The following is a 23,259-nucleotide window of genomic DNA, read 5'->3' as shown; positions in this document are numbered from 1 at the left end:
TTATGCTGCGTTGCCAGATATGTGTCTAATTGTCGTTTCAGATACCAGACATTAGACAGGCGTATAACTGGTCAGTCCTGCACCGGCACCGTGTAGTTCAGTGCCAGGCGGCCGCCGTCCACGTACAGGGTTTGGCCGGTCATGTAGCTGGCGTCGTCGCTGGCAAGGAAGGCGGCGATCGACGCTACTTCTTCCGGCTCGCCGCAGCGGCCCATCGGCGTGCGCGACAAAATGGTGTGGCGCGATTCCGGGCTCGACATGACAGCCTTCTTGGCCAGCTCGGTCAGGATGGTGCCCGGGCCGATGCCGTTCACGCGGATGCCGTGCGAGACCAGGTTCAGCGACATCACCTTGGTCAGCTGGTTGATCGCGCCTTTCGACACCACGTACGGCACTTGGTTCGGGATCGCCAGTTCCGCGTTCACGCTCGACATATTGATGATGGAGCCGCTCTGCTGCTTGACCATCACGCGCGCCGCCGCCTGGCCGCACAGGAACATGGACTTCAGGTTGATGCGCATGACGCGGTCGAAATCTTCCTCGCAGACGTCGAGGAAGTTGGCAGCGTGGGTGACGCCGGCGTTGTTGATCAGGATGTCGATGCGGCCGAAGGCGGCGAGGGTGGCGGCCACCATGGCGTCAACGTCGGCCTTCTGGCTGACATCAGCGGCGAAGAAGCGGGCGTTTTCGCCCAGCGAGGTGGCGGCAGCAGCGCCTTCCGGCTTGATGTCCACCAGCATGACCTTGGCGCCTTCGGCAATCATGCGCTGGGCGCAGGCCAGGCCGATGCCCTGGGTGGCGCCGGTCACGATAGCGACTTTATTCGATAATTTCATGGTGTAGTCTTTCTTTGGTGGTGAACCCAAATTTTAACAGCCCGGTACGGGCGGGTTACAATAGAGGGTTTGCAATTTTCTTTAGGGGGCCGTCGTGACTTTTATTAACAAATTATCCGCCGCTTGGGCGACTAACGACTCCCTGCTGTGCGTCGGTCTGGATCCGGACATGGCCAAGCTGCCGGCCCAGTTCCAGAACGACCCGCAAGGCATCTACCACTTCTGCCGCGAGATCATCGATGCGACCGCCGACCTGGCGTGCTCGTTCAAGCCGCAGATCGCTTACTTCGCCGCGCTGAGCGCGGAAGACCAGCTGCAGCAGATTTGCGATTACGTGCGCGAGCACTATCCGCACATCCCGCTGATCATGGACGCCAAGCGCGGCGACATCGGCGCGACGGCGCGCCAGTATGCACGCGAAGCGTACGACCGCTACGGCGCGGATGCGGTGACCGTCAACCCCTACATGGGCTTTGATTCGGTCGAGCCGTACATGGAGTGGAGCGACCGCGGTGTGATCATCCTGTGCCGCACTTCGAATGCGGGCGGTTCGGATTTGCAGTTCCTGGACGTGGGCGGCAAGCCGCTGTACCAGCACGTGGCTCAGCTGGTGGCGCAGAAGTGGAACCAGAACGGCCAGTGTGCGCTGGTGGTCGGTGCGACCTTCCCGGAAGAGCTGGCGCAAGTGCGTGCGATGGTGGGTGATATGCCGCTGCTGGTGCCGGGCATCGGCGCGCAGGGTGGTGATATCGCGGCGACCGTGAAATCGGGCCGTACCGCGAATGGCGCCGGCATGATGATCAACTCCTCGCGCGCGATTTTGTACGCGACCCCCAATGCGGGGGAAGACTTCGCAATGGCCGCGCGGCGCGTCGCATTAGAAACCCGCGACGCCATTAACCAATATCGCGCTTAACACCCCGCAGCCCGCATGCCGGGGTCTGACCCCGTACGGGGGCAGACCCCTTTTGGCTTAGGGTTTCAGTGCGACGGAGCGACCAGCTCCGCGTACTCATAGAGCTCGCCGAGGATTTGCTCGGCGCGCTCGTCGGCTTGCTGTTGCAGTTCGTCGATGCGCGCAAAGAAGTCGTCAATCGTGCGCCCACCGCCCAAGCCTTCGTAGAAGCGCGAAGCGCGGTGCTGCTCCCAGTGCTCCATCTCGGTTTCCGACAACGTCTCCGGGAAGTTGCGCGCGCGGTAGCGGAACAGCAGCTCCGCCAGCCGTCCATCGCTGAACGATGGCGACGCCACCGCCAGCCGTGCCGGTGATTCACGGCGCAAGCTATCCAGCAAGCGCCGGTCTTCCTTGCTGATGAAGCCGTTGTACAAATCCTCATCCACATCGAGCGGCTCGCCGGCCGGACGATAGAACACCTGCTCCCACACCGCGCCCAGATCCGGTCCGGCTGCAGCAATCGCTGCGTGCGCCTTGCCTTGCTCCAGATCGATGCCCCAGCGGTTCGCCATCGCCGGCGACAAGGTCTTCAAATTCGACACCAGCATCGGCGATTTATTCAGGTGAATGCTCTTCACCGGCAGACGTGTCACACCTTCGGGCAGCGCATCGCTGCGGGTGAAGATGCGCATGCGGATGGTCTCCGCATCCAGCGTGAACAGCTCGCTCGGATCGTAGGTGCAATCCCAGACGATGACCTCGTTCTTGTTGGTCGGATGCGTGCCCAGCGGGTACACCAGCGCGATGCAGCCGCGCTCGGCCGGGAACATGCCGCTCACGTGCAGGAAGGGCTGGCGCAGGTTGGCCGCCAGATGCATGCCGATCTCATCCGCCACACGGTCCTTCTTGTGCAGCGCGAAGCAGAACTCGAACAGCTTGGGCTGGTGCTGCTTGATCAATCGCGCCAGTGCAATCGTGGCGCGCACGTCGGACAGCGCATCGTGCGCCGACTCGTGCAGCAGGCCGTTGGCCTTGGCCAGATCTTCCAGCTTGAAGCTCGGCTTGCCGTCTTCCTTGGTCGGCCAGTGGATGCCGTCCGGGCGCAGGGCGTAGGTCATGCGCACCACGTCCAGCAAGTCCCAGCGGCCGCACTGGTTTTGCCACTCGCGCGCATACGGATCGATCAGGTTACGCCAGAACATGAAGCGGGTGATCTCATCGTCAAAGCGGATGGTGTTGTAGCCGACGCCAATCGTGCCCGGCTGCGAGAACGCCTGCTCGATGGTGGCGGCAAACTGGTGCTCCGGCACGCCCCATTCAAGACACTGTTGCGGCGTGATGCCAGTGATCAAGCAAGATTGCGGATCAGGCAGGAAATCATTGGCTGGCTTGCAATACAACATGATCGGATCGCCGATCTCGTTGAGGTCGGCGTCAGTGCGGATCGCGGCGAATTGCGCCGGGCGGTCGCGGCGCGCCACCGCGCCGAAAGTTTCGTAGTCGTGCCAGAGAAAGGTCTGATTGGTCATAGGTGCTACAGTTATTTTAAATTCTGCCGATAATTCCAGCGTGTTCAATGAGGAGCAATATTATGGCTACTCCCGTTTCCGCGACGTCCAGCAATACGGCCGCTACGGCCGCTACAACCGCGTCGGTCCAGTCCAAGGACGACAGCACGCTGTCGCCCGCCGCCCGGGCCAAGGCCAACCTTAATGCGTCTATCGTACAAGCTTCCTTGACGGTGTCGTTAAATTCTTCCAACGATCCGCTGTCGGTGGTGCTGAAAACCGCGCTGACCGGCATTAACGAGGCGCTCAAGGGCGATTTTGGCGACAACGCCATCCAGAACGCCGTCTCGCAAGACAATACACCGGAAGGCACGGCTGGCCGCATTGTATCGTTGTCCACCGCATTTTACGATGCGTTCAAGCAGCAGCATCCGGGTGAGGATGAGAGTGAGGTGCTCAACAACTTCATCAATACGCTGAAAAAAGGCGTGGACCAGGGCTTTAAAGAGGCACGCGACGTGCTGCAGGGCTTGAAGGTGCTAAATGGCGACATCGCCAGCAATATCGACAAGACCTACGATCTGGTGCAGAAGGGCTATGCCGATTTCCTCACTGCCCACCAGCCGAAGACCGAAGAAACGGCTCAGGCCGCAACCTGATTGCGGCCGTTTTCCTTGGCGCGGTAGAGCGCCGCGTCGGCCGTGGCGATGAGGTCCTGCTCGCTCTGCTGCGGCTGTAGCACCGCCACGCCAAACGAGGCCGTGATGTGCGGCAGCGGCTGGCGCATATCGCCAAACACTTTTGCTTGCCGCATGCGTTCGCACAGGCGTTCGGCCACGGACAGCGCCACCTTGTCGCTGGTGTCGGGCAGCAGCACCATCATTTCCTCGCCGCCGTAGCGCACCGCGAAATCGGTCGGGCGCAGCGCGCCGCTCAGCACTTGCGCGGCCGAGCGCAGGGCTTCGTCGCCAGCCAGGTGGCCGTTGCTGTCATTGAAGCGTTTGAAGTGGTCGAGATCGATCATGATCAGCGCCAGTGGTGCGCCGGAACCGTGGGCGGCGGCCACCATGGTCGGCAGCAGGTCGTTCAGCCAGGCGCGGTTGTATAGATTGGTCAGGCCGTCGATCATCGACAGCTGGCGGTAGAACTCGCCCAGCTTCTGGCGCCGGCGCAACTGCGCATTGGCGGCGCGGATGCGGAAGGACAGCAGGCGCAGCAGGTTGCGCGCCAGGACATTCGATTCATCGATCAGCTGCCACACCAGGTCGGCCTCGACCACCAGCACCTCGCTTTGCTCCAGCGCGACGATATGCGATAGATTAGCTTCCTCATCTAGCACCGATTGCTCGCCCACGCTTTCGCCGGGCAGGATCTTGCTGACCGTGCCATCGGCCATGCCGGTGCGGGTATCGTTGGTGACCGACAGTGCGCCGCGCAGCAGGATGTACAGGCGGGCGCGGCTTGATTCGGTGACGGCTTCGTCGGCTTCCAGCTGCATGATGGGGCAGTGCGCCAGCATTTTGGCGACGACGGCATCATCGTCAGAGTTGCGCAGCAGCTGCAAATCGCTGATCTGGTAGCTTGATGAGCCGAAGGTGCTGATCTGTTTCATGCAAAATGGCTATTACAGGTTCAATGTGAGCCATATTGTTGCACGAATGCTGGCAGGAGTGCTTCAATATCGACATCAAAACTTAACTGGATACAACATGGCCTACATCGACGCGCTGGGCACGGCGCACCAGCCCGATCCGAACGCACGCATCGTCTCGCTGGTGCCCTCGATTACTGAGCTGCTGTGCGACCTCGGGCTGGCCGCGCAAGTGGTGGGGCGCACCGGCTTTTGCATCCATCCGTGGGACGTGGTGCAGGATATTCCCAAGGTCGGCGGTACCAAGGACGTCAACCTGGAAAAAATCCGCAAGCTGGCGCCGACCCACGTCGTCCTCAACATTGATGAAAACGAAAAGCCGACCGCCGATGCGCTGGCCGAGTTCGTGCCTAACCTGATCGTTACCCACCCGCTGCGGCCGCGCGACAATCTTGAGTTGGCGCGCCTGATGGGCGGTGTGTTCTGCCGCGAGCAGCAGGCGGCTGAATGGTGCGCCGCCTTCGAGGCCGAGTACGCATTGCTGCAAGCCGCGCCAAAAGGACCGCCGCAAACCATGTTGTACTGCGTGTGGCAGGATCCGTGGATGAGCATTTCGCAGGACACCTATATCGCCCGCATGCTGGAAGAAATCGGCTGGAAGGTGCCGGACCTGGGCGAGTCGCGCTACCCGGAATTCCGCTGGTCGCAAGAGCTGAGGGATAGCATCGATGGCGTGCTGCTGTCGAGCGAACCGTATCGTTTCACCGAAGCGCATGCGGAGATGCTGGAGCGCCAGATCGGCAAGCCAGTGCTGCTGGTGGATGGGGAGATGATGTCGTGGTATGGCAGCCGGTCGCTGCAAGGTTTGAAGTACTTGCGGGAGCTGGCGCAAAGGTAGGCACCGGCTCCCACTGCAGGTTTACTCTTCCTCTTCGTCGGCCACTACTGCAGCCGAGGCCGACCCTACGCCGGCGGCGTGGCGCTTGTGATCATGCAGTTTGCCGACCGCGCTATCGACGGCGCGCTTGAGTTTATCGGTAGCGCCACTGATGGCTTGGTGTAGCGAGGCAGCGTGGTCGCTGACGGCAATTGGTTGAAGTCCGGTAAGACGTGCTTCCATCAAACAGCGGTTGTCGCCATCGGCCGATTTCTGGCCCAGGTTGTCGCTGAGATGGACTTCGACGCGGGTGATTTGTTCGCCGAAGCGGTGGAGGGCATTGCTCACGACAGTCTGCACGTGTTCGTCGAGACCAGAGTGACGTTCGATGGTTTTGTCAGTGTTAATTTGGATTTGCATACGCTTGCTCCTGTTGTTGGACTGCATAACCATCTTACTCCTTCCAGCCTTAAGTGCACGTTAATTTCCGGTTCGAAATATTAACCAAGCAAGGAGGCGGCGATGTTGATAGAGAGGCCAAGGATGGCAAGGTTGTAGAAGAAGCACAGTACCGACTGGCCCAGCACCACCTTGCGCAAGCGGCGGTTACGCACGCTGACGTCCGAGGTTTGCACTGCCACGCAAATCGTGAACGAGAAGTACAGGAAATCCCAGTAGTTCGGCACCAGGTCATCGTCGGGGAAGCCGAGCGGCTTGTCGTCGCTGTCGTCGATGTAGTACAGGTGGGCGTAGTGCGAACAGAACATCACGCCGACCATGAACCACGAACCGGTCAGGGTCAGCACAGCCAGTGCGTAATGCTCCACCAGGTCGCTGGACGCTTTGGCGTTGGCCAATTGCGAGACGATGGCCAGCAGGCTGAGCATCACTGCCAGCGACAGCACGGCCAGGATCACCGGCCCTTTTTCATCTTGCCGGCACGCTGCGCGCTTGATGTCGTGATGGTCGGCTTGCAGCATCATCCAGCCCATCGTTGCCAGATAGGTCCACACCAGCACGTCCCAGCCCACCAGTAGCCGCGTCAGCCACGGCCACGCATCAGGCAGGGCTGCGCCGGCCGCCACGCCCAGCACGATGGCGGTGCTCAGGTGTGGACGGCTGTGGATGATGGAGGGTAGGCGAAAACTCATTGTTTATCCTCATGCGGGAAACGGTCCATGCGTGATAGTACCGGGAACAGCACGGTCCATGCGCCCACCACGGCCAAGGTCGCTGCGCCGCCGAACAGCACTGCGCGCGTCAGGCCCAGCCAGCCGGCGGTGATGCCGGATTCGAATTCGCCGAGCTCGTTGGAAGCGCCGATGAACACCGAGTTGACCGCGCTGACGCGGCCGCGGATTTCATCCGGCGTTTCGTACTGCACCAGCAGGTGACGCACGTACACGCTGATCATGTCGCCCGCGCCCATCAGGAACAAGGCGACCAGCGCGACGATGAAGCTGGTGGTCGCGCCGAGCACGATGGTGCATACGCCGAACACGGCCACGCCGCCCAGCATCCACGCACCCACGCGGCGTGTAATCGGGAAGAAGGCCAGCGCGATCGAGCACAAGGCTGCGCCTATGCCCGGCGCGGTGCGGAGTGCACCGAGGCCGCTCGGGCCGATGTGCAGCACGTCGTGCGCCAGCGCCGGCAGCAGGGCGGTGGCGCCGCCGAACAGCACGGCAAACAGGTCCAGTGAGATGGCTCCCAGTACGATTTTTTTCGACCAGACAAAGCGCAAGCCTTCCAGCACCGTGTGCCACGAAGCCGGTCCGCTGGCGCTGGCCTGCTTGACCGATTTCACCATCGCCATCATCACCACCGCCGCCACCAGCAGCGCGGAGGAAATCATATAAACCGTTTTGGGTCCGGCCAGGTAGAACAGGCCGCCCAGCGTCGGGCCGAGGATCACGGCCACGTGGAAGCTGGATGAGCTCAGCGCCACCGCCTTGCTGAAGCTTTCCTGCGGCACCAGATTGACGAGGATGGCCTGCGTAGCCGGGCCCATAAATGCACGCGCGCTGCCGTACACCACCAGCACCGCAAACACCGGCCACACGGCGGTCAGCCCGGTAGTGGTGAAGGCCAGCAGCAGCAGGCCGCACAGCAGTTGCGCGCCCAGAGCGAGGGTGATCAGGTTGCGGCGATCGTAGCGGTCGGCAGCGTGGCCGGCGATCAGGATCAGGGCCAGGAAGGGCAGGAACTGCGCGAGCCCGATCAGGCCCAGGTCGAACAGGTTGTGCGTCATCGAATACACCTGCCAGCCGATGGCGACGTTTTGCATTTGCACGGCCAGCGTGGCCAGCGTGCGGGCAGACAGGTAGAGCGCGAAGTTTCGGTGGCGCAGGACGCTGAAACCGTTGGAGGAAGCGGCGGGGATACTGGCTGACATTGGTTCTTTCGGGAGCAGAGCCTTTTGGGACTCTGCATCCCGAAAGGCCTTTGGGATGGATCTGTTATGCGTTGATATCGGCTTCGGTGGTGAAGGCGTCCGCGTAGAACTCTTCCTCCGGCAAGCCGCACTGGGCGACGAAATCTTTCTTTGCCGAGTCCACCATGATCGGTGCACCGCAGGCGTAGACCTGATGGCCCGACAGGTCCGGCAGGTCGGCCATCACGGCCTGGTGCACGAAGCCGGTAAGGCCGCTCCAGTTGTCTTCGTCCTGGGCGTTGGAAATCACTGGCACGTAGTTGAAGTTCGGCAGGGTAGCGGCCCACTCGCGGCACAATGCATCCATGTACAAGTCTTGCGGACGGCGGCCGCCCCAGTACAAGGTCATCTGGCGTTGCGAGCCTTGTGCGCGCAGGTGATCGACAATCGCCTTGATCGGCGCGAAGCCGGTACCGGAGGCCAGCAGCACCATCGGCTTGTCGCTATCTTCGCGCACGAAGAAGGTGCCCATCGGGCCTTCGAAGCGCAGGATGTCGCGTTCCTTCATGGTGCTGAACACCTGGTCGGTGAACAGGCCGCCCGGCATGTGGCGGATGTGCAGGGCCAGCGGTTCGTTCAGGTCCGGCGCGGTGGCGATGCTGTAGCTACGGCGCTTGCCGTCGCGCAGCATGAATTCGATGTACTGGCCGGCGCGGAATTTCAGCGTTTCGTTGGCCGGCAATTGCAGCGTCATGACGATCACGTCAGCGGCCACTTTTTCCAGCGTCACCACGCGCGACGGCATTTTGCGGATCGGGTAATCATCGCTGCCCGCCACTTCGCGCGCCTCGATCACCAGGTCGCCCCTGGTGGTGGCGCAGCACAGCAGCGAGTAGCCAGCCGCTTCTTCTTCCTTGCTCAGCGCGCGTTCCTGGTGCGGCTTGTGGCTGACCGAGCCGGATACCACCTTGCCCTTGCACGAGCTGCAGGCGCCGTTCTTGCAGCCGTAAGGCAGGCCGACGCCGGCGCGCATGGCAGCGGCCAGGATGGTTTCGTCTTCCTCGCAGCTGAATTGATGGCCGCTAGGCTGTACAGTGATTTGAAACGTCATACAATCTTCCTGATGAAAAACTTCAAAATTCAAAAATGCCACCGGCCGCGCGTGCTGGTGGTGGGCTGCGGTGACGTCGGCATGCGGCTGTTGCCGCTGCTGACCCGTCATTTCCGCGTGTTTGCCACCACCAGCCAGCAGGAGCGCTGTGCTGAATTGCGTGCTGCCGGCGCGGTGCCGCTGGTGGCCGATCTCGACCATCCCGCCAGTTTGCGCCGCCTGGCCGGGCTGGCGCCGTGGGTCATCCACCTGGCGCCGCCGCCTGCCGAGGGCGCGCTGGACACGCGCACGCGCAATTTGACCGCCATTTTACCCGAGCAGGGGCGCTTGGTTTATGTCAGTACCACTGGCGTCTACGGTGATTGCGGTGGCGCGCGGTTCGATGAGAGCCGTCCGGTGGCGCCGCGCAACCCGCGCGCGCTGCGCCGGGTCGATGCCGAGCGCACCTTGCGACGCTGGGCGCAGCGCAGCGGGGCAGCCTTGTCCATCCTGCGCGTGCCGGGCATTTACGCGTCCGACCGCCTGCCGCTCAAGCGTTTGCAGCAGGGCACGCCGGCCTTGATTGAGGCAGACGATGTCTACACCAACCACATCCATGCTGACGACCTGGCCGCCATCATCGCCCGTGCGCTGTTCCGTGCGCTACCGAATCGTATCTACCATGCGGTGGATGACAGCGATATGAAGATGGCCCACTATTTCGACGCCGTAGCCGATGCTTTCCAGCTGCCGCGCCCGCCGCGTCTGCCGCGCGCCGAGCTGCAGCAGGTGGTGACGCCGGCCTTGCTGTCATTCATGTCGGAATCGCGCCGCTTGCAAAATAAGCGCATCAAGCGGGAACTCGGCGTGCGCTTGCGCTATCCAACCGTGGCAGACACGCTGCGCGCTTTGTAAAGCGCTTTGTAAAGATACGTAAAGAAATAACTAAAATTAAACTAGTGCAATTGCAACGTGGGATTTATGTGACAAACTTATAAGTTAATACGTTGGACGGAGATCAGGGAAGTCACTGCGTGATAAGATAATGTCAGCCATCTTCCACTAAGGAGTGCGCGCATGGTAGCCAGTTTGCAGCCGACCAAGGAGCAAGTCCGCGCCTACATGCATCAGCGGCAACGCGAGTTTTGCCGCCGGCCGCCCCCCATGCCGGAAGAGATACGCCACCAGTTAGGCTGGCACTTCAGCGCTGATTATTCCGAACACCTTTCCTCCTCCTCGTTGTTCTTCCCAGGCTCGATCGCCCAACTGGCTGCTTTGCTGGCCGTTGAATGGTGTTTCCTTGCCGCCGGCGTCCGCCGTCCCAGCTGATCTTTACATGGTTTGATACCTTTTTTTACAACAAAAAACGCATTAGCACAAAAAATAGGGTTAGAATCTCTCTAAATCTCACAGAAATGTCTGATGAGTTAGCCGTTTTGTAACGTAAACGTGTATTATCTCGGTTAAGCACTAAAAACAGGCATAAATGTCTGTGTTTTGTAGTGCTTCAATGGTAATTGAGCTAAAAATTTTTCTTACCCATGTGTCGCTTTTCTACACAAAAGTGGCAAAGAACCTACTTACAACATTATGTCTCTCAAAGAAATCACCGCGTCGCCGTCGTACAACCCGAACCGCGTGCTGGACGCCATCATCGAAAAACTGCAGCTGAAAAACGATGCAGCCCTGTCGCGCGCTCTGGAAGTAGCCCCACCGGTCATCTCCAAGATCCGCCACAACACCCTGCCGATCGGCGCCACCATCCTGATCCGCATGCACGAAATCAGCGATTTCAGCATCCGCGAACTGCGTGAGATGATGGCTTCCTGATTCCGGTAGCTGGAATAAAAAACGGCGCGTACCTTAGAGGTAACGCGCCGTTTTTTTAGGGGATCCGGTTCAGGCCGAGGTGCTGATCGTAGTACCAATGCGTTGGCCGCTGGTGTTGACGGTCGGTGCGGTAGCCGCTTGCGGCGGTGGCGGCGGCGCTGGCTGTGCGACGCGCTCGGCTGGTTTGTCGACAGCTTTAACCTGCTCGGGCTGGCGCGTCGGCGCGGTTTGCTGAATGGCGGCGGTGCTGGTGCTGGAGGCGATGGTGTTGACGGCCATGATGTTCTCCCTTCTGTCGTATCCTACAGAGTATGCCACTTTTTTGAGCAAGCCGTTCGCTTTTTATGCCATCAGGCGCGGGCGCTGGCTGTAAAAGCGCGATTGTTGCGCCGCTGCGATAGCCGCCTGGGCCTGCGTGACGCTGGCTCCCACCACGCCCGAGTGCGCCGTCTGGGCGCCGACCACACCGGAATGCGCAAACCGCACGCCGACCACGCCTGAGTGAGCGAAATTGGCCGGCGCCGTCACCACACCTGAGTGGGCGCTATCGCCCCGCACATAATCTTCGCCGAAGGTGTCTTCATACAACTCTTTCATGCGCTGGCCGACGCGGATGTGGGCCGCCTCGTCATCCTCGCCGCGCAGGCCGATGTAGGGGAAGTGGTGCAGGAAATGGCCGAACACGGCGTCGCAATCGGCGGCGTATTTCATGGTATCGAGGATGTGGTAATGCCAGAAGGTGTCGACATCGACCAGCGGCGCGGTCTGCTCGTTCGGGAATTTTTTCATCAGGATCAGGAAGCGGCGGTACTCAAATTCCACCGCGTTGGCGCGTTCCAGCGTCCAGCCTTCGCCGGATTCGGCGTGCATCAGTTTGACTTTGATCGGTTCCAGGTCGAGGGCGGCGATGGCGTGCAGGTCTTGGGCATTCATCGAAATTCCTTTACGGTATTGATGCGGGTTGAAAAGAAGCAGCGAGCGGCTTGATTTTGCCCGTAGGAGACATGTGTTCCTTGATGTAAATCAATGTTTGAAAGGAAAGTTACAGCGCGAATTCCATGGCCGGTTCCGGCGTCTCGCGGCTGGGCGCGCGGCTGACCGGCACGCTGACGGCGACGGTGGTGCCGCCGTTGGGGCTGCCGGTGATGGCGCAACTGCCACCCAGCAGGCTGATACGTTCTTCGATGCCGACCAGCCCGAACGAGCCTGCCTTGTTGCGGCTGGCGTCGCGCAGGCCGATGCCGTTGTCGCTGATGGTCATCCTCAGTGTGCCGTCGATTTGCCGCAGGTCGACCCGCACCAGGCTGGCGTGGGCGTGCTGCAGGATGTTGCTCAGCGATTCCTGCAGCACCCGGAAGAAGGCGGTGGCGCAGTGGTCGTCGATGCGGATCTCGGCCTGGTGCTCGACCAGCTCGCACATCATGCCGGAGCGCTGGCGGAACTGGGCGATCTGCCATTCCACTGCGGCGTTGAGGCCGAGGTCCAGCACCGTCGGGCGCAAGTCATTGATGATGTGGCGCACGCTCTTGATGGTACGGTCGATCTGGCCTAGCGTGTGCTGGGCGCGCGCATGCAGGCGCGGGTGGCGGTGGCGGGTGCGCGTGCACAGCATGTCGACGTCGATGCGCAGCACCAGCAGGTTCTGACCGAGGTCGTCGTGGATTTCGCGCGCGATGCGCTTGCGCTCCAGCTCCTTGATCTGGTCCGCGTGCGCGGCCAGCCGGCGCAGCTTGAGGTGTGACTGCTGCAGCCGGGCCTGGCTGGTGCGCAGTTCGCGCGTCATTTCCTTGGCCATTTTGACGGCCCGCATGCGCGATGACGACAGTGTATGGAACAGCAGGTAGAACAGCAGCGAACCGGTGAAACCGCAGGCCATCGCCAGCCATGGCAGCCAGGTGTCGAAGCGGCTGTACCAGCTGGCCTTGGGCGTGCTGAAGTAGGCGCTCCAGTGGCGGTTGTTGAAGTCGATCGGCAGCGTCACACTGAACTGGTCGTGCGGGCGCGAGACCGGTGTGCCGGGCTTGCTATCGAACAGGCGCACGGCCGGCGGCTGGGCGCTGCCGGACAGGTCGCCGCTGTCGTACAGCACCAGGCGGGTGTCGCGCACCTGCATCTGCTCCAGCGCTGCCTGGATCAGGCGCGGCACGCTGAAGCCGATGCCCACCGAGCCTATGCAGGCGGCCCGGCGTTGTTCTACGCTGTCCAGCGGCATGCCTGGGCGGTAGATCGGCAACCGCAGCGCCAGCCCGGCGCCTTGCGGCTGGTGCACGCTGTTGATGGGCGTGCCGGATGCGCTCAGTGTGCCGTGGTCGCGCCCCTGCGCCAGCGCGTGCGCCACCGGCAAGCGGTAGCTGATGTCGCGGCCGATTTTTTCGCGGAACTCGGCCAGTGGTTCAATCATCGTCAGGACCCAGTACTCGTCGCGCAGCTCGGACGGCGAGATGGCGGCGTCGGCGGGATAGCCGAGCGCTGCCTCGCGGCTGCTGGCGGGCAGACTGCGCTCGAAAGCGGCGCGGCCGTTCGCCGTCACGTACTGGGCGTAATTGATGTTGTCCAGCGCCGGGAACTGGTGTTCGATATCGAGTCCGCTGACGTAGCGGTGGAAGCTGTCGCGGTCCACGCTCTCCGAGGCGTGGAAAAAGCTGGCGGTGCCGCGCAGCACGTCGGTGTAGGCGTTGATGCGCGAGTTGATGTTGTACTGCGCGTTTTGCGCCTGGTGCAGGAAGCGCTCGCTGGCGTCGTAATCGATGGTTCTGTCGGCTGCCAGGTGGAATAGCCCGCCGATGCCGAGCGACAGCAGTACGCCGGCCCACCATACGGGGCGCGATGAGGAAAACAGCTGTTTTGCACCGAAAAATGCCGCCACTGCATCCTCTTGAACAACCGATAGTCTTTTGACTATAGGAAACAACCATTCAGCAAGTCAAGTAATTTTGCTGGAATGTCATTTGTCTTAGACGAAGTGTTAATAAAAAACGGCACCAAATTGGTGCCGTTTTTAGGAGGGAAGAGCAGGGTGCTTACTTGGCGACCCAGCTATCCTTCAGCGTGACAATGCGGTTGAACACCGGCTTGCCTGGCTGCGAATCGACGCGGTCGGCAACGAAGTAGCCGTGGCGTTCGAACTGGTAGCGCTGGTCGGCCTGGGCGGCGCTCATGCCAGGTTCCAGGTAGGCGGTGATCACTTCCTTGGCGTTCGGGTTCAACAGGGAGATGAAGTCCTTGCCACCGGCATCCGGCTGGGCGTCGGTGAACAGGCGGTCGTACAGGCGCACTTCGGCTTCCAGCGCGGCAGCGGCCGATACCCAGTGGATATTGCCCTTGACTTTGTAGTTGTCCGATCCCGGCGTGCCGGATTTGGAATCTTCAAAGTACTTCACGTGCACGGCGATGACCTTGCCGTTTTCATCCTTGTCGTAGCCGACGCACTCGGTCACGAAGCCGTGACGCAGGCGCACGCGGCTGCCCGGCTGGTCGCCGACCGGCGGGGTGTAGCGGAAGTAGCCCTTGACCGGGGTTTCCATGAAGTCGTCTTCCTCGATCCACAGCTCGCGCGAGAACGGGAAGGTACGCACGCCCATTTCCGGGTGGTGCGGGTGGACCGGCGAGGTGCACTCTTCGGTCTGGCCTTCAGGATAGTTGTCGACGATCAGTTTCAGCGGACGCAGTACGGCAGTGGCGCGCGGTGCTTTCGGATCCAGGTCTTCACGCACGCAGCCTTCCAGCGTGCTCATGTCGATCCAGCCGTCAGCCTTGGTGACGCCGATGCGTTCGCAGAACAGCTTGATCGCTTCCGGCGTGTAGCCACGGCGGCGCAGGCCGACGATGGTTGGCATGCGCGGGTCGTCCCAGCCGTCGACAATCTTCTCTTCCACCAGCTGGCGCAGCTTGCGCTTGGAGGTGACCACGTAGGTCAGGTTCAGGCGCGAGAATTCGTACTGGCGCGGCACTGGCAGCTTGAAGAAGCCGCCTTTCGACAGGGTTTCCAGCAGCCAGTCGTAGAACGGGCGGTGGTCCTGGAATTCCAGCGTGCAGATCGAGTGGGTAATGTTTTCCAGCGCGTCCGAAATCGGGTGCGTGTAGTCGTACATCGGGTAGATGCACCAGGCGTCGCCGGTACGCACGTGGTGGGCGTGACGAATACGGTAGATGGCTGGGTCGCGCAGGTTCATATTCGGCGCCGACATCGCATCTTCGCTGATCTTGGCGCGCAGGATGTGCTCGCCGTCGGCGTATTTGCCGGCTTTCATGTCGCGGAAGATCTGCAGCGATTCAGCCGCAGGACGATTGCGGAACGGCGAGTTGGTGCCCGGCGTGCTGAAGTTGCCGCGGTTGGCTGCCATGTCTTCGGCCGACTGGCTGTCGACGTAGGCATAGCCTTGCTCGATCAGGTATTCAGCCATCTGGTACAGCTGCTCGAAGTAATCCGAGGCGTAGTGCAGGTGGTGCTCAACGCCGCCGCCCGCTGCCGGGTAGTCGTAGTCAAAGCCCAGCCATTTCACGCTGTCGATGATGGTGTCGACGTATTCCTGCTCTTCCTTGGCCGGGTTGGTATCGTCGAAACGCAGGTTGCAACGGCCTTGATAATCGCGCGCCAGCCCAAAATTGAGGCAGATCGACTTGGCGTGGCCAATGTGCAGGTAGCCGTTCGGTTCTGGCGGGAAGCGGGTGATAACGGTCGGCATGCCTTCGCGGACGTGGGTACCGGCTGCGAGGTCGGATTCGACGATGGCGCGCAGGAAATTGGATGGTAGTGCTGGCGCTGGGCTGTTTTTATCGTTGCTCATCTGAAAGTTGGCTGTGCAAAAGTTCTATATTGCTGCATTTTACCGTATTGCCAGTGGGGATATGGCAGCACGGTATAATGATCGATTAATTTGCGATTTATTTGCAGCGCAACACAGCCCGGAGTTTCCAAAATGGAAAATTATTACAACACACTGGGTATCGCGCCTAACGCCACGGAAGATGAGATCAAAAAGGTCTATCGTTCGCTGGCCATGCGTTATCACCCGGACCGCAATCCGGCGCCCGGCGCGGATGCGCGCTTCAAGGCAGTGACCAAGGCCTACGAGATCCTGTCGGACCCGGTCAAGCGTGAAGAATACAACCAGAGCGTCAACCACCGCATCATCATCGATGCGGAAGCGGAAGCGTATCAGCTGTGGCGTTCGGTCTTTGCCCTGCATGGCACCACGCTGCCTGCCGCGTGAACCAACCTGTTTTAAGAAAGTAAGCAATGAGAAAAGTACACCCGGAATTCGCCTATCAATCGCGCGAGCTGGAAGGCCAGATCGAAGGCATCCTGGGCGATCCGCCGGATCGCAAGAACTACCAGCGCATGGTGGACGCGCTGGTGGGCGAATACGCCGACGGCGGCGGCATCGAGGACGTCAACATGCTGGCCTTCGCGCTGGTCGACCACATCGAGTTCAACAATCCGAAAGGCCTGCTGGCCGAAGCGGAAGACTACGAGTTCGGCGACGCCGCGCGCGTGTTCGCCATGGCTTCCTGCAAGGGCGACGAAGCGGCGCGCATGTATGAAGCAATCGGCGAGAGCATGCCAGACCTGGCGCGCCAGGCCATCATCACCGCCTTCCTGCACAAGAATCCGCGCAAGTGGGACGACGACGACCAGTCGCTGGACCAGCTGTCGGCCAACGACGATGGCGACGATATCGAAGACGAAGATGGCGCGAGCGACGACTTCGCGCAGATGTTCGACCAGGATGGAGAATAAGCATGTCCGATGACATCAAGAGCAACCTGCCTGCGCTGAGCAAGCAAGTCACGGAACTGGTGCTGGCCGGCTCGCTGAGCCATGCCGAGCAGGCGTTTTCCGAAGCCGCCGACCAGTACGGCGACCTGGCCGTGGTGGAAGTGCTCAACAACATTCCACCGCAAGTGACCGCGCTGCACATGGCCGGTTTCGACGGCGGCAAGATGTCGCTGGCGACCCTGCTGGTGCCGCCGAAAGCCTGGGCGGACAGCCTGGCCTTCATCGCCGCTACCTGGCCGGACGATCAGATCGAGGATGATCCTGAGCGCATCGCTGAATCGCTGTTCGCCCACATCCACGGCGTGGCGTTTGCCACCGACGACGAAGAGCGCCGCAACGAACTGCTGGCGGCCGCTTCGGCCACCGACCATGGCGCGACCATCTTCGCCATCCTGTTCTCGCTGGCGCCGAAGGAAATCTTGGAAGTGGCCGGCGAAGTAATTTCGAAAGGTCCGTACCTGACCGGCCAGACCGCGTCCGACAGCGATGTGGTGCCGGTGGCCATCGCGCTGGCGCAGGCGTCGGAAGACGGCTGGGACCGCGCGCTGTTCGAGCTGTTCCCGGAATTCCGCCACAGCGCCGACCTGGCCGATGCCGAGTACGACGATGATCCGGACGCCGAGCCGACCATCCTGCAGCGCTCGACCAAAGAGCTGCTGTACCGCCTGCGCAAGCAAGTACCGTCCACGCGCGTTGCGAAAACCTCGCGCCGCTCGGTCGGCACCAACATCTTCTCGTGATGAGTGGTGCATCGATGCTGCCAGCACTCGTAGTAGAAAGCCTGCCACGCCTGACGCGCGCGATCCAGCAACTGGTGGCCCATCCGGACGATGACGCCGCCTACGCGCTGGCCGATGAACTGACCGGCATCACTGCCATGGTGGCCGAGAAGTTCACCAACGACCGCACGGCAGAAGGCATCCAGAAGGCATTGCAGCTGACCGCTGGCTGCGTGTCGCTGGGCCTGGATCACGAGCTGCCGGATGGCGATGATTTGGCCGCGCTGGACTTGCTGATCGACGAAGGCGCGGAACACGCGTTCCAGGTGGGCTTCCGCATGATCAAGGATCTGGTCGCGATGCCGGAAGACGCGCTGGTCGGCGAGTACGACACGGATCCCGTGTACGCGGCACGCCGCATGCGCGACAAGTTTGTCGACATTTGCCTGACCGATCCGAACCAGAACTGGGACGGCACGGCGCGTTACGCGGTGCAGTTCAAGCAGCGCAAGGAAGTGCAGGCGGTGGTGCGGCTGGCTAACTGGCTGCGCCGCCACAACACCGAAGGCCCGGTCAGCGATGCCGATCTGAATGCGGAAGGCGTGATTGCGCTGGCCATCATCTTTGCGGTGGAGGGCGGCGGCATGATCGTGGCGCGTACCGGCCAGAAGGAGTTCGAGCGCTTCGTCAAAGCGGTGCGCAAGAACAAGCCGGACTACGAAGCAGGTTGGGCCGCGCTGCTGGCCAAGGTGCCGGTGCAGCATCATCCGGTGCTGCTGGAGCGGATTGAGAGTTATCGCAATCACTGTACTGTGCTGCAAAATATCAAGGGCCGTACGGCCATGAAAACGCTGTTCGCGGAACTGGAAAACTACGCTGGTTCCGAACTCGACGCGGACTACTCCTGACGTCGCTCCCGCGTAGGCGGGAGCCCATGCTGAGCTCGCGTTCTATGGACTCCCGCTTTCGCGGGAGCGACGGCTGGCTTCGGCGGCTACTTCAACGAAGGCCGCCACTAAAGGCGATATGGCATCCTTGCGTTTCGCCAGATACAGCGCGGTGGTGGCCGACGCATCGGCCAGCGGGCGATAGCAGACCTCGCTCATGCGGATGATGTCGAAAGAACTCGGCAGCACCGACACGCCGCAACCCGCAGCGACCAAGCCAATGATGGTGGAGGCTTCTCCAGCCTCCATCGCAATGGTCGGCTTGAAGCCGGCCTCCCGGCACAGACGATTGATCTGCGGATGGATGCCGGTGCCGGCACTCTCCGGATACATCACCAGCGGTTCCCCTTTCAAATCATTGATGGCGATGCTTTCCTTTTGGGCCAGCGGATGGCGGATTGGCAGCACCATCACCAGCGGATCGCGCCGCAAAATCGTCAACTCCACCGATTCCGGCAAGGTCAGTTCCGGCGGCCGTACCAGGCCGAGGTCCAGCTCGCGCGCGGCCAGCGCTTCGATCTGGCCGATGGTCGACATCTCCTGCAAGGTCAGCTGCACGCCCGGATACTGCTGGCGATAGCGGTTGATGACGGCCGCAAACAGCGGCGTCAGCGGCGTCGAAAAAGTGAAGCCGACACGCAGCTCGCCAGCCTCACCACGCTCGGCCCGGCGCGCGGTCTGCATCGCCTGGTCTGACAAAGCCAGCACGCGGCGCGCATCCTCAAGGAACAGCTTGCCCGCTTCCGTCAGGCGCACCCAGCGCTTGCTGCGTTCCAGCAACTGCGCGCCTACCTCCGCTTCCAACTGCTGGATCTGGTGACTGAGCGGTGGCTGGCCGATATGCAGGCGTTCAGCCGCGCGGGTAAAGCTTAACTCTTCGGCAACGGCAACGAAGTAGCGCAGGTGGCGTAATTCCATTATCTTTAAAAAGTATGACTGACGGTTTAAATATATATTGGACAGCTTACTGTGGCAATCCTAAGATGAGTCATCGTATCTCTCCGGAATCGCCAGCCATGTTAGTTGCCACCGCTCCACGTATCGCCTTGGGAAGCCCTGAATTCAAGCGCAGCAACCGCGCCATGTTCTTTGGCGGCTTCTCGGCTTTCGCGCTGCTGTACTGCGTGCAGCCGCTGATGCCGCTGCTGTCGCACGAATTCGCCCTGAGCGCGGCGCAGAGCAGCATGGTGCTGTCCATATCGACCGGTGCGCTGGCCTTGTCGCTGGTGGCCTCCAGCGCCGTCTCCGAGCGTCTGGGCCGCAAGCCGCTGATGGTGGCGGCGATGGCGATTGCCGCCGTCATGACCTTGCTGTGCGCCTTCGCCCACAACTACCCGCAACTGCTGGCCATGCGCGCCTTGCTGGGCGTGGCGCTGGGCGGCATGCCGGCGATTGCGATGGCCTACCTCGGCGAAGAAATCGAACCGCAGTCGCTGGGCTTGTCGATGGGCTTGTACATCAGCGGCAGCGCGTTTGGCGGCATGGCGGGGCGGGTGATTACCTCGGTCATCAGCGACCATTTTTCGTGGCGGCTGGCGCTGGGCATGGTCGGCGTGGCCGGCATCGTCGCGGCGCTTGAATTCTGGCGCAGCCTGCCGGAGTCGCGCCACTTCGCGCCGGCGCATGGCGGCTGGCGTTCGCTGCCGTCGGGCTTCAGGCTGCACCTGTCGGATGCAGGACTGCCGTGGCTGTTCGTGCTGGCCTTCTTGCTGATGGGGGCGTTTGTCAGCCTGTACAACTACATCGCGTATCGCCTGCTGGGCGGACCGTTCACGCTGAGCCAGAGCCTGGTGGGTGCGGTGTCGTTCTTCTACCTGCTGGGCATCTACAGCTCGGTGTGGGCGGGCAAGCTGGCCGACCGTTACGGCCGCCGCAATGTGCTGTGGATGATGGCACTCATCATGCTCACCGGCCTGCTGCTGACCTTGTCAAACTGGCTGCCGCTGATCCTGGCCGGCGTGGCGATTTTCACCTACGGCTTCTTCGCCACCCACTCGGTGGCCAGCAGCTGGGTGGGGCGGCGCGCCACCAGCAACAAGGCCTTGGCCTCGGCCCTGTACCTGTTCTTCTACTACCTCGGTTCCAGCGTGATCGGTTCGGCGACCGGCGTGATGTGGGGGCGTGCTGGCTGGCCCGGTGTGGTGGCGGTGCTGGCCGGTGCGCTGGTGCTGGCGCTGCTGGTTGCGCTGCGCCTGCGTGCGCTAATCCCGTTGGGGCAAGCGGAAAAATAATCAGCGCTGGCGTAGCAACTCGGCAAAGGCCTCAGGCGACAACGGCCGGCTGAAGTAGTAGCCCTGCATTTCGTCGCAGGCGTGCTGGCGCAGGTAGTCCAGCTGCTCTGCCGTTTCGACGCCTTCCGCAATCACCTTGAAGCCCAGGCTTTGACCCAGCGCGATGACCGAACGCACGATAGCCGCCACCTTGGGTTCGGTCAGCATCTCGCGCGTGAACGACTGGTCGATCTTCAGGTAGTCGACCGGGAACTGCTTCAGATAGGCGAGGCTGGAATAGCCGGTGCCGAAGTCATCAATGGAAAGCGCAATGCCCAGCTGTTTGAGATCCGCAATCACGGCGACCACATTGTCGACGTTGTTCATCATCAGGCTCTCAGTCAGTTCCAGTTCCAGATACTGCGCTTCCAGTCCGCTCTCCTCCAGCGCAGTGCGCACTTCGTGCTGCAGGATGTGGTCGCGGAACTGGCGCGCCGACAAATTCACTGCCACCCGCAGCGGCGGCAAGCCTGCCAGCTGCCACGCCTTGTTCTGTGCGCAGGCAGTGCGCAATACCCACTGGCCGATGGCGACGATCAGGCCGGTTTCTTCGGCCACGCCGATGAAGCGCGCGGGCGACACCGCGCCCAGCGTCGGATGCTGCCAGCGGATCAGCGCCTCCATGCCGGTGATGGCGCCGCTGTGCAGGTCGACTTTGGGCTGGTACACCAGACTGAGCTGATTGCGCGCCAGCGCAAACCGCAGTTCGGATTCGATCAGGGCCCGTTCCGCGATGCGCGCGTGCATCGCCGCCTCGTAAAATTGCGACTGGTTGCGGCCCGCTTCCTTGGCGCGGAACATGGCGATGTCGGCGTGCTTGAGCAGCTGGTCGGCATCGCTGCCGTCGGCCGGATAAATGCTGATGCCGATGCTGCAGGTCACGGTGACCACTTGATCGCCCAGCGTGACCGGCGCCGCCACCGTTTCCTGCAACAGCGCCAGGATGCTGGCCATCGGGCGCTGGTTGGCCACCGGCAGCAACAGCACGAATTCATCGCCGCCCAGCCGCGCCACGGTGTCACCCTCGTGGGCGCCATCACACAGGCGCTGGGCGATGGCGCACAGCAGCTGGTCGCCGACCTGATGGCCCAGATGATCGTTGATCAGCTTGAAGTTATCGAGGTCGATACACAGCAGCCACAGGCTGTGCTGGAAGCGCTGCGAGAAGGTCACGGCCTGCGCCATACGGTCCTTCAGCAGGGCGCGGTTGGGCAAGCCGGTCAAGGCGTCGTGATTGGCTTGGTGCTCCAGCTGTGCCTGGTACTCCATGATGGCGGTCATATCGGTCAGCACGCAGACGTGGTGGCCGATCGCGCCCTCGGCGGCGTGCACCGGCGCCACATGCAGCTGCGTCCACAGCTGGGCGCCGTCGCGATGGCGCGGCCGCAGCAGCAGTGTCATCGCCTGCTGCGATTGCATGGCCGCAGACAGCGATTGCCGCTGCTCGTCGTGCATCTGCAGATCCAGCAGTGATTCCAGGCGGCGTCCCAGCACGCTGTCAGGCGTGTGGCCCAGCAGGCGGGTGACGGCGGGGTTGGCGTACTCGATCAGGTCGCCGTCAGCGGCATGGACAGTAATCACGATGGCGTTGACGCTGGCCTCCAGCGCCCGCCCGCGCAATTGCAGCGCCAGTTTCAACTGCTCACGTTCGCTGATATCGTGGGCGAACACCAGCCGCGCCGGGCGGCCAGACAAGGTGATCGAATGCGAGGACACGTCAACCTGCATGCGGCTGCCGTCGCGTCGCCGATGGGTCCAGACGCCGGACTGCTCGGCCCCCTTGGCGGGGGCGGCGGCCAGGTTTTGCGCCAGCCGCTCCAGCTGCTCGGGCGGGCGGATGTCGCGGATGGTCATGTGCAGGAACTCGGCTTCTGTATAGCCGTACTGCGCTACGGCGGCTGCGTTCACCACCAAGAAGCGCAGAGTCTGCAGGTCGTACACCCACATCGGATGCGGATGGGCTTCAAACAAATACTTGAAGCGCAAGCGCGATTCATAGACGTCGTAATCGTCGAGCGGATAAGCCAGGCACAGGAAGGAGGGTGGTTCGGTGTTGGCGCGCCACTCGATGGTCTGGGTCACCGGATGACTGCTGCCGTCGACGCCTTTCAGTTCCACTTCGCCGCGCCAGTAGCCGCGCATGCGGGCGGTGGGCAGCGCCTCGTTTTGCAGCATCGGCAGCACCCAAGTGGCGTACAGGGTGTTGGCGCGCGCCTGGGCGGGCAGCGGGCCCAGCACGGTGGAGGCATGCTGGTTATATGCCAGCAGTTTGCCGCCCTGGTCGACGGCAAAGGCGAAATAGGGACTCGTCCCAAACAACTGATCGAAGGCCGGGCCGTAGGTCTTGCTACTGGCACGTTGGGAGCGTCGCCGCTGCGGAGCACGGCTGTATGCTGGCTGCGGAAGGATGTCCATCGGTGTGCCCCGGGTGAAAATAATGTATCCCGATGTTAGCGAAACCTGCGGAAAATTGTCGCACGGCTAGCTCATGCAGGGTTGTCCAAGACAAGGCGCGCACCCGGAGCGGGCGCGCCTGTGCTTGC

General features: G+C 61.9%; 24 protein-coding genes. 11 read left to right on the top strand and 13 right to left on the bottom strand.

Annotated elements, in window-relative coordinates; translation table 11 throughout:
• Positions 1-71 precede the first annotated feature (71 nt).
• The gene (locus GTP46_RS19255; RefSeq protein ID WP_161008243.1) at positions 72-836 is read right to left on the bottom strand and encodes an SDR family NAD(P)-dependent oxidoreductase; all 765 of its coding nucleotides are present in this window, start codon (positions 834-836) and stop codon (positions 72-74) included.
• Positions 837-930: 94 nt separating this feature from the next.
• Here GTP46_RS19255 and pyrF point away from each other — a divergent pair, with 94 nt between their 5' ends.
• The gene (pyrF, locus tag GTP46_RS19250) at positions 931-1,752 is read left to right on the top strand and encodes an orotidine-5'-phosphate decarboxylase (RefSeq protein WP_161008242.1); all 822 of its coding nucleotides are present in this window, start codon (positions 931-933) and stop codon (positions 1,750-1,752) included.
• A gap of 65 nt (positions 1,753-1,817) precedes the next feature.
• On the opposite strand, the gene sbcB is transcribed toward pyrF, so the two are convergent.
• Positions 1,818-3,260, bottom strand: coding sequence for an exodeoxyribonuclease I (gene sbcB / locus GTP46_RS19245; RefSeq protein WP_161008241.1), 1,443 nt, complete (start codon positions 3,258-3,260; stop codon positions 1,818-1,820).
• 62 nt (positions 3,261-3,322) lie between these two features.
• Between sbcB and GTP46_RS19240 the strand changes: the two genes are divergently transcribed.
• Positions 3,323-3,898 (top strand): DUF5610 domain-containing protein, encoded by a 576-nt coding sequence (locus tag GTP46_RS19240; RefSeq protein WP_161008240.1) that lies wholly within the window; start codon positions 3,323-3,325, stop codon positions 3,896-3,898.
• Here GTP46_RS19240 and GTP46_RS19235 read toward each other — a convergent pair.
• Positions 3,883-4,851 (bottom strand): GGDEF domain-containing protein, encoded by a 969-nt coding sequence (locus tag GTP46_RS19235; protein ID WP_161008239.1) that lies wholly within the window; start codon positions 4,849-4,851, stop codon positions 3,883-3,885. The genes GTP46_RS19240 and GTP46_RS19235 overlap by 16 nt on opposite strands.
• 97 nt (positions 4,852-4,948) lie before the next feature.
• Between GTP46_RS19235 and GTP46_RS19230 the strand changes: the two genes are divergently transcribed.
• Positions 4,949-5,728 carry a helical backbone metal receptor gene (locus GTP46_RS19230; RefSeq protein WP_161008238.1) on the top strand — a complete coding sequence of 260 codons (780 nt, stop codon included), beginning with the start codon at positions 4,949-4,951 and terminating at the stop codon, positions 5,726-5,728.
• Positions 5,729-5,749: 21 nt separating this feature from the next.
• Here the strand turns inward: GTP46_RS19230 and GTP46_RS19225 are convergent, their stop codons facing one another.
• The 4 genes from GTP46_RS19225 to GTP46_RS19210 form a co-directional block, all read right to left on the bottom strand.
• The gene (locus GTP46_RS19225; RefSeq protein WP_161008237.1) at positions 5,750-6,127 is read right to left on the bottom strand and encodes an HPF/RaiA family ribosome-associated protein; all 378 of its coding nucleotides are present in this window, start codon (positions 6,125-6,127) and stop codon (positions 5,750-5,752) included.
• Positions 6,128-6,207: 80 nt separating this feature from the next.
• Positions 6,208-6,858, bottom strand: coding sequence for a DUF1345 domain-containing protein (locus tag GTP46_RS19220; protein WP_161008236.1), 651 nt, complete (start codon positions 6,856-6,858; stop codon positions 6,208-6,210).
• The gene (locus GTP46_RS19215; protein ID WP_161008235.1) at positions 6,855-8,102 is read right to left on the bottom strand and encodes an MFS transporter; all 1,248 of its coding nucleotides are present in this window, start codon (positions 8,100-8,102) and stop codon (positions 6,855-6,857) included. The genes GTP46_RS19220 and GTP46_RS19215 overlap by 4 nt, the downstream gene beginning before the upstream one ends.
• A 64-nt stretch (positions 8,103-8,166) precedes the next feature.
• Positions 8,167-9,192 carry a CDP-6-deoxy-delta-3,4-glucoseen reductase gene (locus GTP46_RS19210; RefSeq protein ID WP_161008234.1) on the bottom strand — a complete coding sequence of 342 codons (1,026 nt, stop codon included), beginning with the start codon at positions 9,190-9,192 and terminating at the stop codon, positions 8,167-8,169.
• Between the two features lie 12 nt (positions 9,193-9,204).
• Here GTP46_RS19210 and GTP46_RS19205 point away from each other — a divergent pair, with 12 nt between their 5' ends.
• From GTP46_RS19205 to GTP46_RS19195, 3 genes are all read left to right on the top strand, one after another.
• A complete protein-coding gene (locus tag GTP46_RS19205; RefSeq protein WP_202414345.1) occupies positions 9,205-10,086 on the top strand; it encodes an SDR family oxidoreductase in 882 nt (293 codons plus the stop codon).
• Positions 10,087-10,248: 162 nt separating this feature from the next.
• A complete protein-coding gene (locus GTP46_RS19200; protein ID WP_161008233.1) occupies positions 10,249-10,500 on the top strand; it encodes a hypothetical protein in 252 nt (83 codons plus the stop codon).
• A 261-nt stretch (positions 10,501-10,761) separates the two neighbouring features.
• A complete protein-coding gene (locus GTP46_RS19195; RefSeq protein WP_154358737.1) occupies positions 10,762-11,001 on the top strand; it encodes a hypothetical protein in 240 nt (79 codons plus the stop codon).
• Positions 11,002-11,070: 69 nt separating this feature from the next.
• On the opposite strand, the gene GTP46_RS19190 is transcribed toward GTP46_RS19195, so the two are convergent.
• From GTP46_RS19190 to GTP46_RS19175, 4 genes are all read right to left on the bottom strand, one after another.
• Entirely contained in the window at positions 11,071-11,280 is a 210-nt protein-coding gene (locus GTP46_RS19190) for a hypothetical protein (RefSeq protein ID WP_161008232.1), read from the bottom strand.
• Positions 11,281-11,343: 63 nt separating this feature from the next.
• On the bottom strand, positions 11,344-11,934 hold the full coding sequence (locus GTP46_RS19185) for a glycine-rich domain-containing protein (protein WP_161008231.1): 591 nt from the start codon (positions 11,932-11,934) through the stop codon (positions 11,344-11,346).
• A gap of 109 nt (positions 11,935-12,043) precedes the next feature.
• Complete coding sequence (locus GTP46_RS19180; protein ID WP_161008230.1) at positions 12,044-13,867, bottom strand: CHASE domain-containing protein; 1,824 nt, start codon at positions 13,865-13,867, stop codon at positions 12,044-12,046.
• A gap of 154 nt (positions 13,868-14,021) precedes the next feature.
• Positions 14,022-15,788, bottom strand: coding sequence for a glutamine--tRNA ligase/YqeY domain fusion protein (locus tag GTP46_RS19175; protein WP_161008229.1), 1,767 nt, complete (start codon positions 15,786-15,788; stop codon positions 14,022-14,024).
• Between the two features lie 132 nt (positions 15,789-15,920).
• Between GTP46_RS19175 and GTP46_RS19170 the strand changes: the two genes are divergently transcribed.
• The 4 genes from GTP46_RS19170 to GTP46_RS19155 are packed head-to-tail and all read left to right on the top strand — an operon-like array spanning position 15,921 to position 18,407.
• Positions 15,921-16,214 carry a DnaJ domain-containing protein gene (locus GTP46_RS19170; RefSeq protein WP_161008228.1) on the top strand — a complete coding sequence of 98 codons (294 nt, stop codon included), beginning with the start codon at positions 15,921-15,923 and terminating at the stop codon, positions 16,212-16,214.
• Positions 16,215-16,240: 26 nt separating this feature from the next.
• Positions 16,241-16,741, top strand: coding sequence for a hypothetical protein (locus tag GTP46_RS19165; protein WP_161008227.1), 501 nt, complete (start codon positions 16,241-16,243; stop codon positions 16,739-16,741).
• Positions 16,742-16,743: 2 nt separating this feature from the next.
• A complete protein-coding gene (locus GTP46_RS19160) occupies positions 16,744-17,520 on the top strand; it encodes a hypothetical protein (protein ID WP_161008226.1) in 777 nt (258 codons plus the stop codon).
• Positions 17,521-17,534: 14 nt separating this feature from the next.
• A complete protein-coding gene (locus GTP46_RS19155) occupies positions 17,535-18,407 on the top strand; it encodes a hypothetical protein (protein ID WP_161008225.1) in 873 nt (290 codons plus the stop codon).
• A 42-nt stretch (positions 18,408-18,449) separates the two neighbouring features.
• Here the strand turns inward: GTP46_RS19155 and GTP46_RS19150 are convergent, their stop codons facing one another.
• Entirely contained in the window at positions 18,450-19,364 is a 915-nt protein-coding gene (locus GTP46_RS19150) for a LysR substrate-binding domain-containing protein (protein ID WP_161008224.1), read from the bottom strand.
• 98 nt (positions 19,365-19,462) lie between these two features.
• Between GTP46_RS19150 and GTP46_RS19145 the strand changes: the two genes are divergently transcribed.
• Positions 19,463-20,677, top strand: a complete 1,215-nt coding sequence (locus tag GTP46_RS19145) for an MFS transporter (RefSeq protein WP_202414344.1) — start codon at positions 19,463-19,465, stop codon at positions 20,675-20,677.
• Here the strand turns inward: GTP46_RS19145 and GTP46_RS19140 are convergent, their stop codons facing one another.
• A complete protein-coding gene (locus GTP46_RS19140; RefSeq protein ID WP_161008222.1) occupies positions 20,678-23,131 on the bottom strand; it encodes a sensor domain-containing protein in 2,454 nt (817 codons plus the stop codon).
• Positions 23,132-23,259: the final 128 nt, after the last annotated feature.

It is taken from the genome of Duganella flavida (assembly GCF_009857445.1).
Taxonomy (GTDB): domain Bacteria; phylum Pseudomonadota; class Gammaproteobacteria; order Burkholderiales; family Burkholderiaceae_D; genus Rugamonas; species Rugamonas flavida.
This window is presented reverse-complemented; position numbering and strand designations above follow the sequence as displayed.

Excerpts from the sequence above, each read along its gene's own strand:
- GTP46_RS19255 (WP_161008243.1), bottom strand. The coding sequence starts at position 836 with ATGAAATTATCGAATAAAGTCGCTATCGTGACCGGCGCCACCCAGGGC.
- sbcB (WP_161008241.1), bottom strand. The coding sequence starts at position 3,260 with ATGACCAATCAGACCTTTCTCTGGCACGACTACGAAACTTTCGGCGCG.
- GTP46_RS19240 (WP_161008240.1), top strand. The coding sequence starts at position 3,323 with ATGGCTACTCCCGTTTCCGCGACGTCCAGCAATACGGCCGCTACGGCC.
- GTP46_RS19235 (WP_161008239.1), bottom strand. The coding sequence starts at position 4,851 with ATGAAACAGATCAGCACCTTCGGCTCATCAAGCTACCAGATCAGCGAT.
- GTP46_RS19230 (WP_161008238.1), top strand. The coding sequence starts at position 4,949 with ATGGCCTACATCGACGCGCTGGGCACGGCGCACCAGCCCGATCCGAAC.
- GTP46_RS19225 (WP_161008237.1), bottom strand. The coding sequence starts at position 6,127 with ATGCAAATCCAAATTAACACTGACAAAACCATCGAACGTCACTCTGGT.
- GTP46_RS19220 (WP_161008236.1), bottom strand. The coding sequence starts at position 6,858 with ATGAGTTTTCGCCTACCCTCCATCATCCACAGCCGTCCACACCTGAGC.
- GTP46_RS19215 (WP_161008235.1), bottom strand. The coding sequence starts at position 8,102 with ATGTCAGCCAGTATCCCCGCCGCTTCCTCCAACGGTTTCAGCGTCCTG.
- GTP46_RS19210 (WP_161008234.1), bottom strand. The coding sequence starts at position 9,192 with ATGACGTTTCAAATCACTGTACAGCCTAGCGGCCATCAATTCAGCTGC.
- GTP46_RS19205 (WP_202414345.1), top strand. The coding sequence starts at position 9,205 with ATGAAAAACTTCAAAATTCAAAAATGCCACCGGCCGCGCGTGCTGGTG.
- GTP46_RS19200 (WP_161008233.1), top strand. The coding sequence starts at position 10,249 with ATGGTAGCCAGTTTGCAGCCGACCAAGGAGCAAGTCCGCGCCTACATG.
- GTP46_RS19195 (WP_154358737.1), top strand. The coding sequence starts at position 10,762 with ATGTCTCTCAAAGAAATCACCGCGTCGCCGTCGTACAACCCGAACCGC.
- GTP46_RS19190 (WP_161008232.1), bottom strand. The coding sequence starts at position 11,280 with ATGGCCGTCAACACCATCGCCTCCAGCACCAGCACCGCCGCCATTCAG.
- GTP46_RS19185 (WP_161008231.1), bottom strand. The coding sequence starts at position 11,934 with ATGAATGCCCAAGACCTGCACGCCATCGCCGCCCTCGACCTGGAACCG.
- GTP46_RS19175 (WP_161008229.1), bottom strand. The coding sequence starts at position 15,788 with ATGAGCAACGATAAAAACAGCCCAGCGCCAGCACTACCATCCAATTTC.
- GTP46_RS19170 (WP_161008228.1), top strand. The coding sequence starts at position 15,921 with ATGGAAAATTATTACAACACACTGGGTATCGCGCCTAACGCCACGGAA.
- GTP46_RS19165 (WP_161008227.1), top strand. The coding sequence starts at position 16,241 with ATGAGAAAAGTACACCCGGAATTCGCCTATCAATCGCGCGAGCTGGAA.
- GTP46_RS19160 (WP_161008226.1), top strand. The coding sequence starts at position 16,744 with ATGTCCGATGACATCAAGAGCAACCTGCCTGCGCTGAGCAAGCAAGTC.
- GTP46_RS19155 (WP_161008225.1), top strand. The coding sequence starts at position 17,535 with ATGCTGCCAGCACTCGTAGTAGAAAGCCTGCCACGCCTGACGCGCGCG.
- GTP46_RS19150 (WP_161008224.1), bottom strand. The coding sequence starts at position 19,364 with ATGGAATTACGCCACCTGCGCTACTTCGTTGCCGTTGCCGAAGAGTTA.
- GTP46_RS19145 (WP_202414344.1), top strand. The coding sequence starts at position 19,463 with ATGTTAGTTGCCACCGCTCCACGTATCGCCTTGGGAAGCCCTGAATTC.
- GTP46_RS19140 (WP_161008222.1), bottom strand. The coding sequence starts at position 23,131 with ATGGACATCCTTCCGCAGCCAGCATACAGCCGTGCTCCGCAGCGGCGA.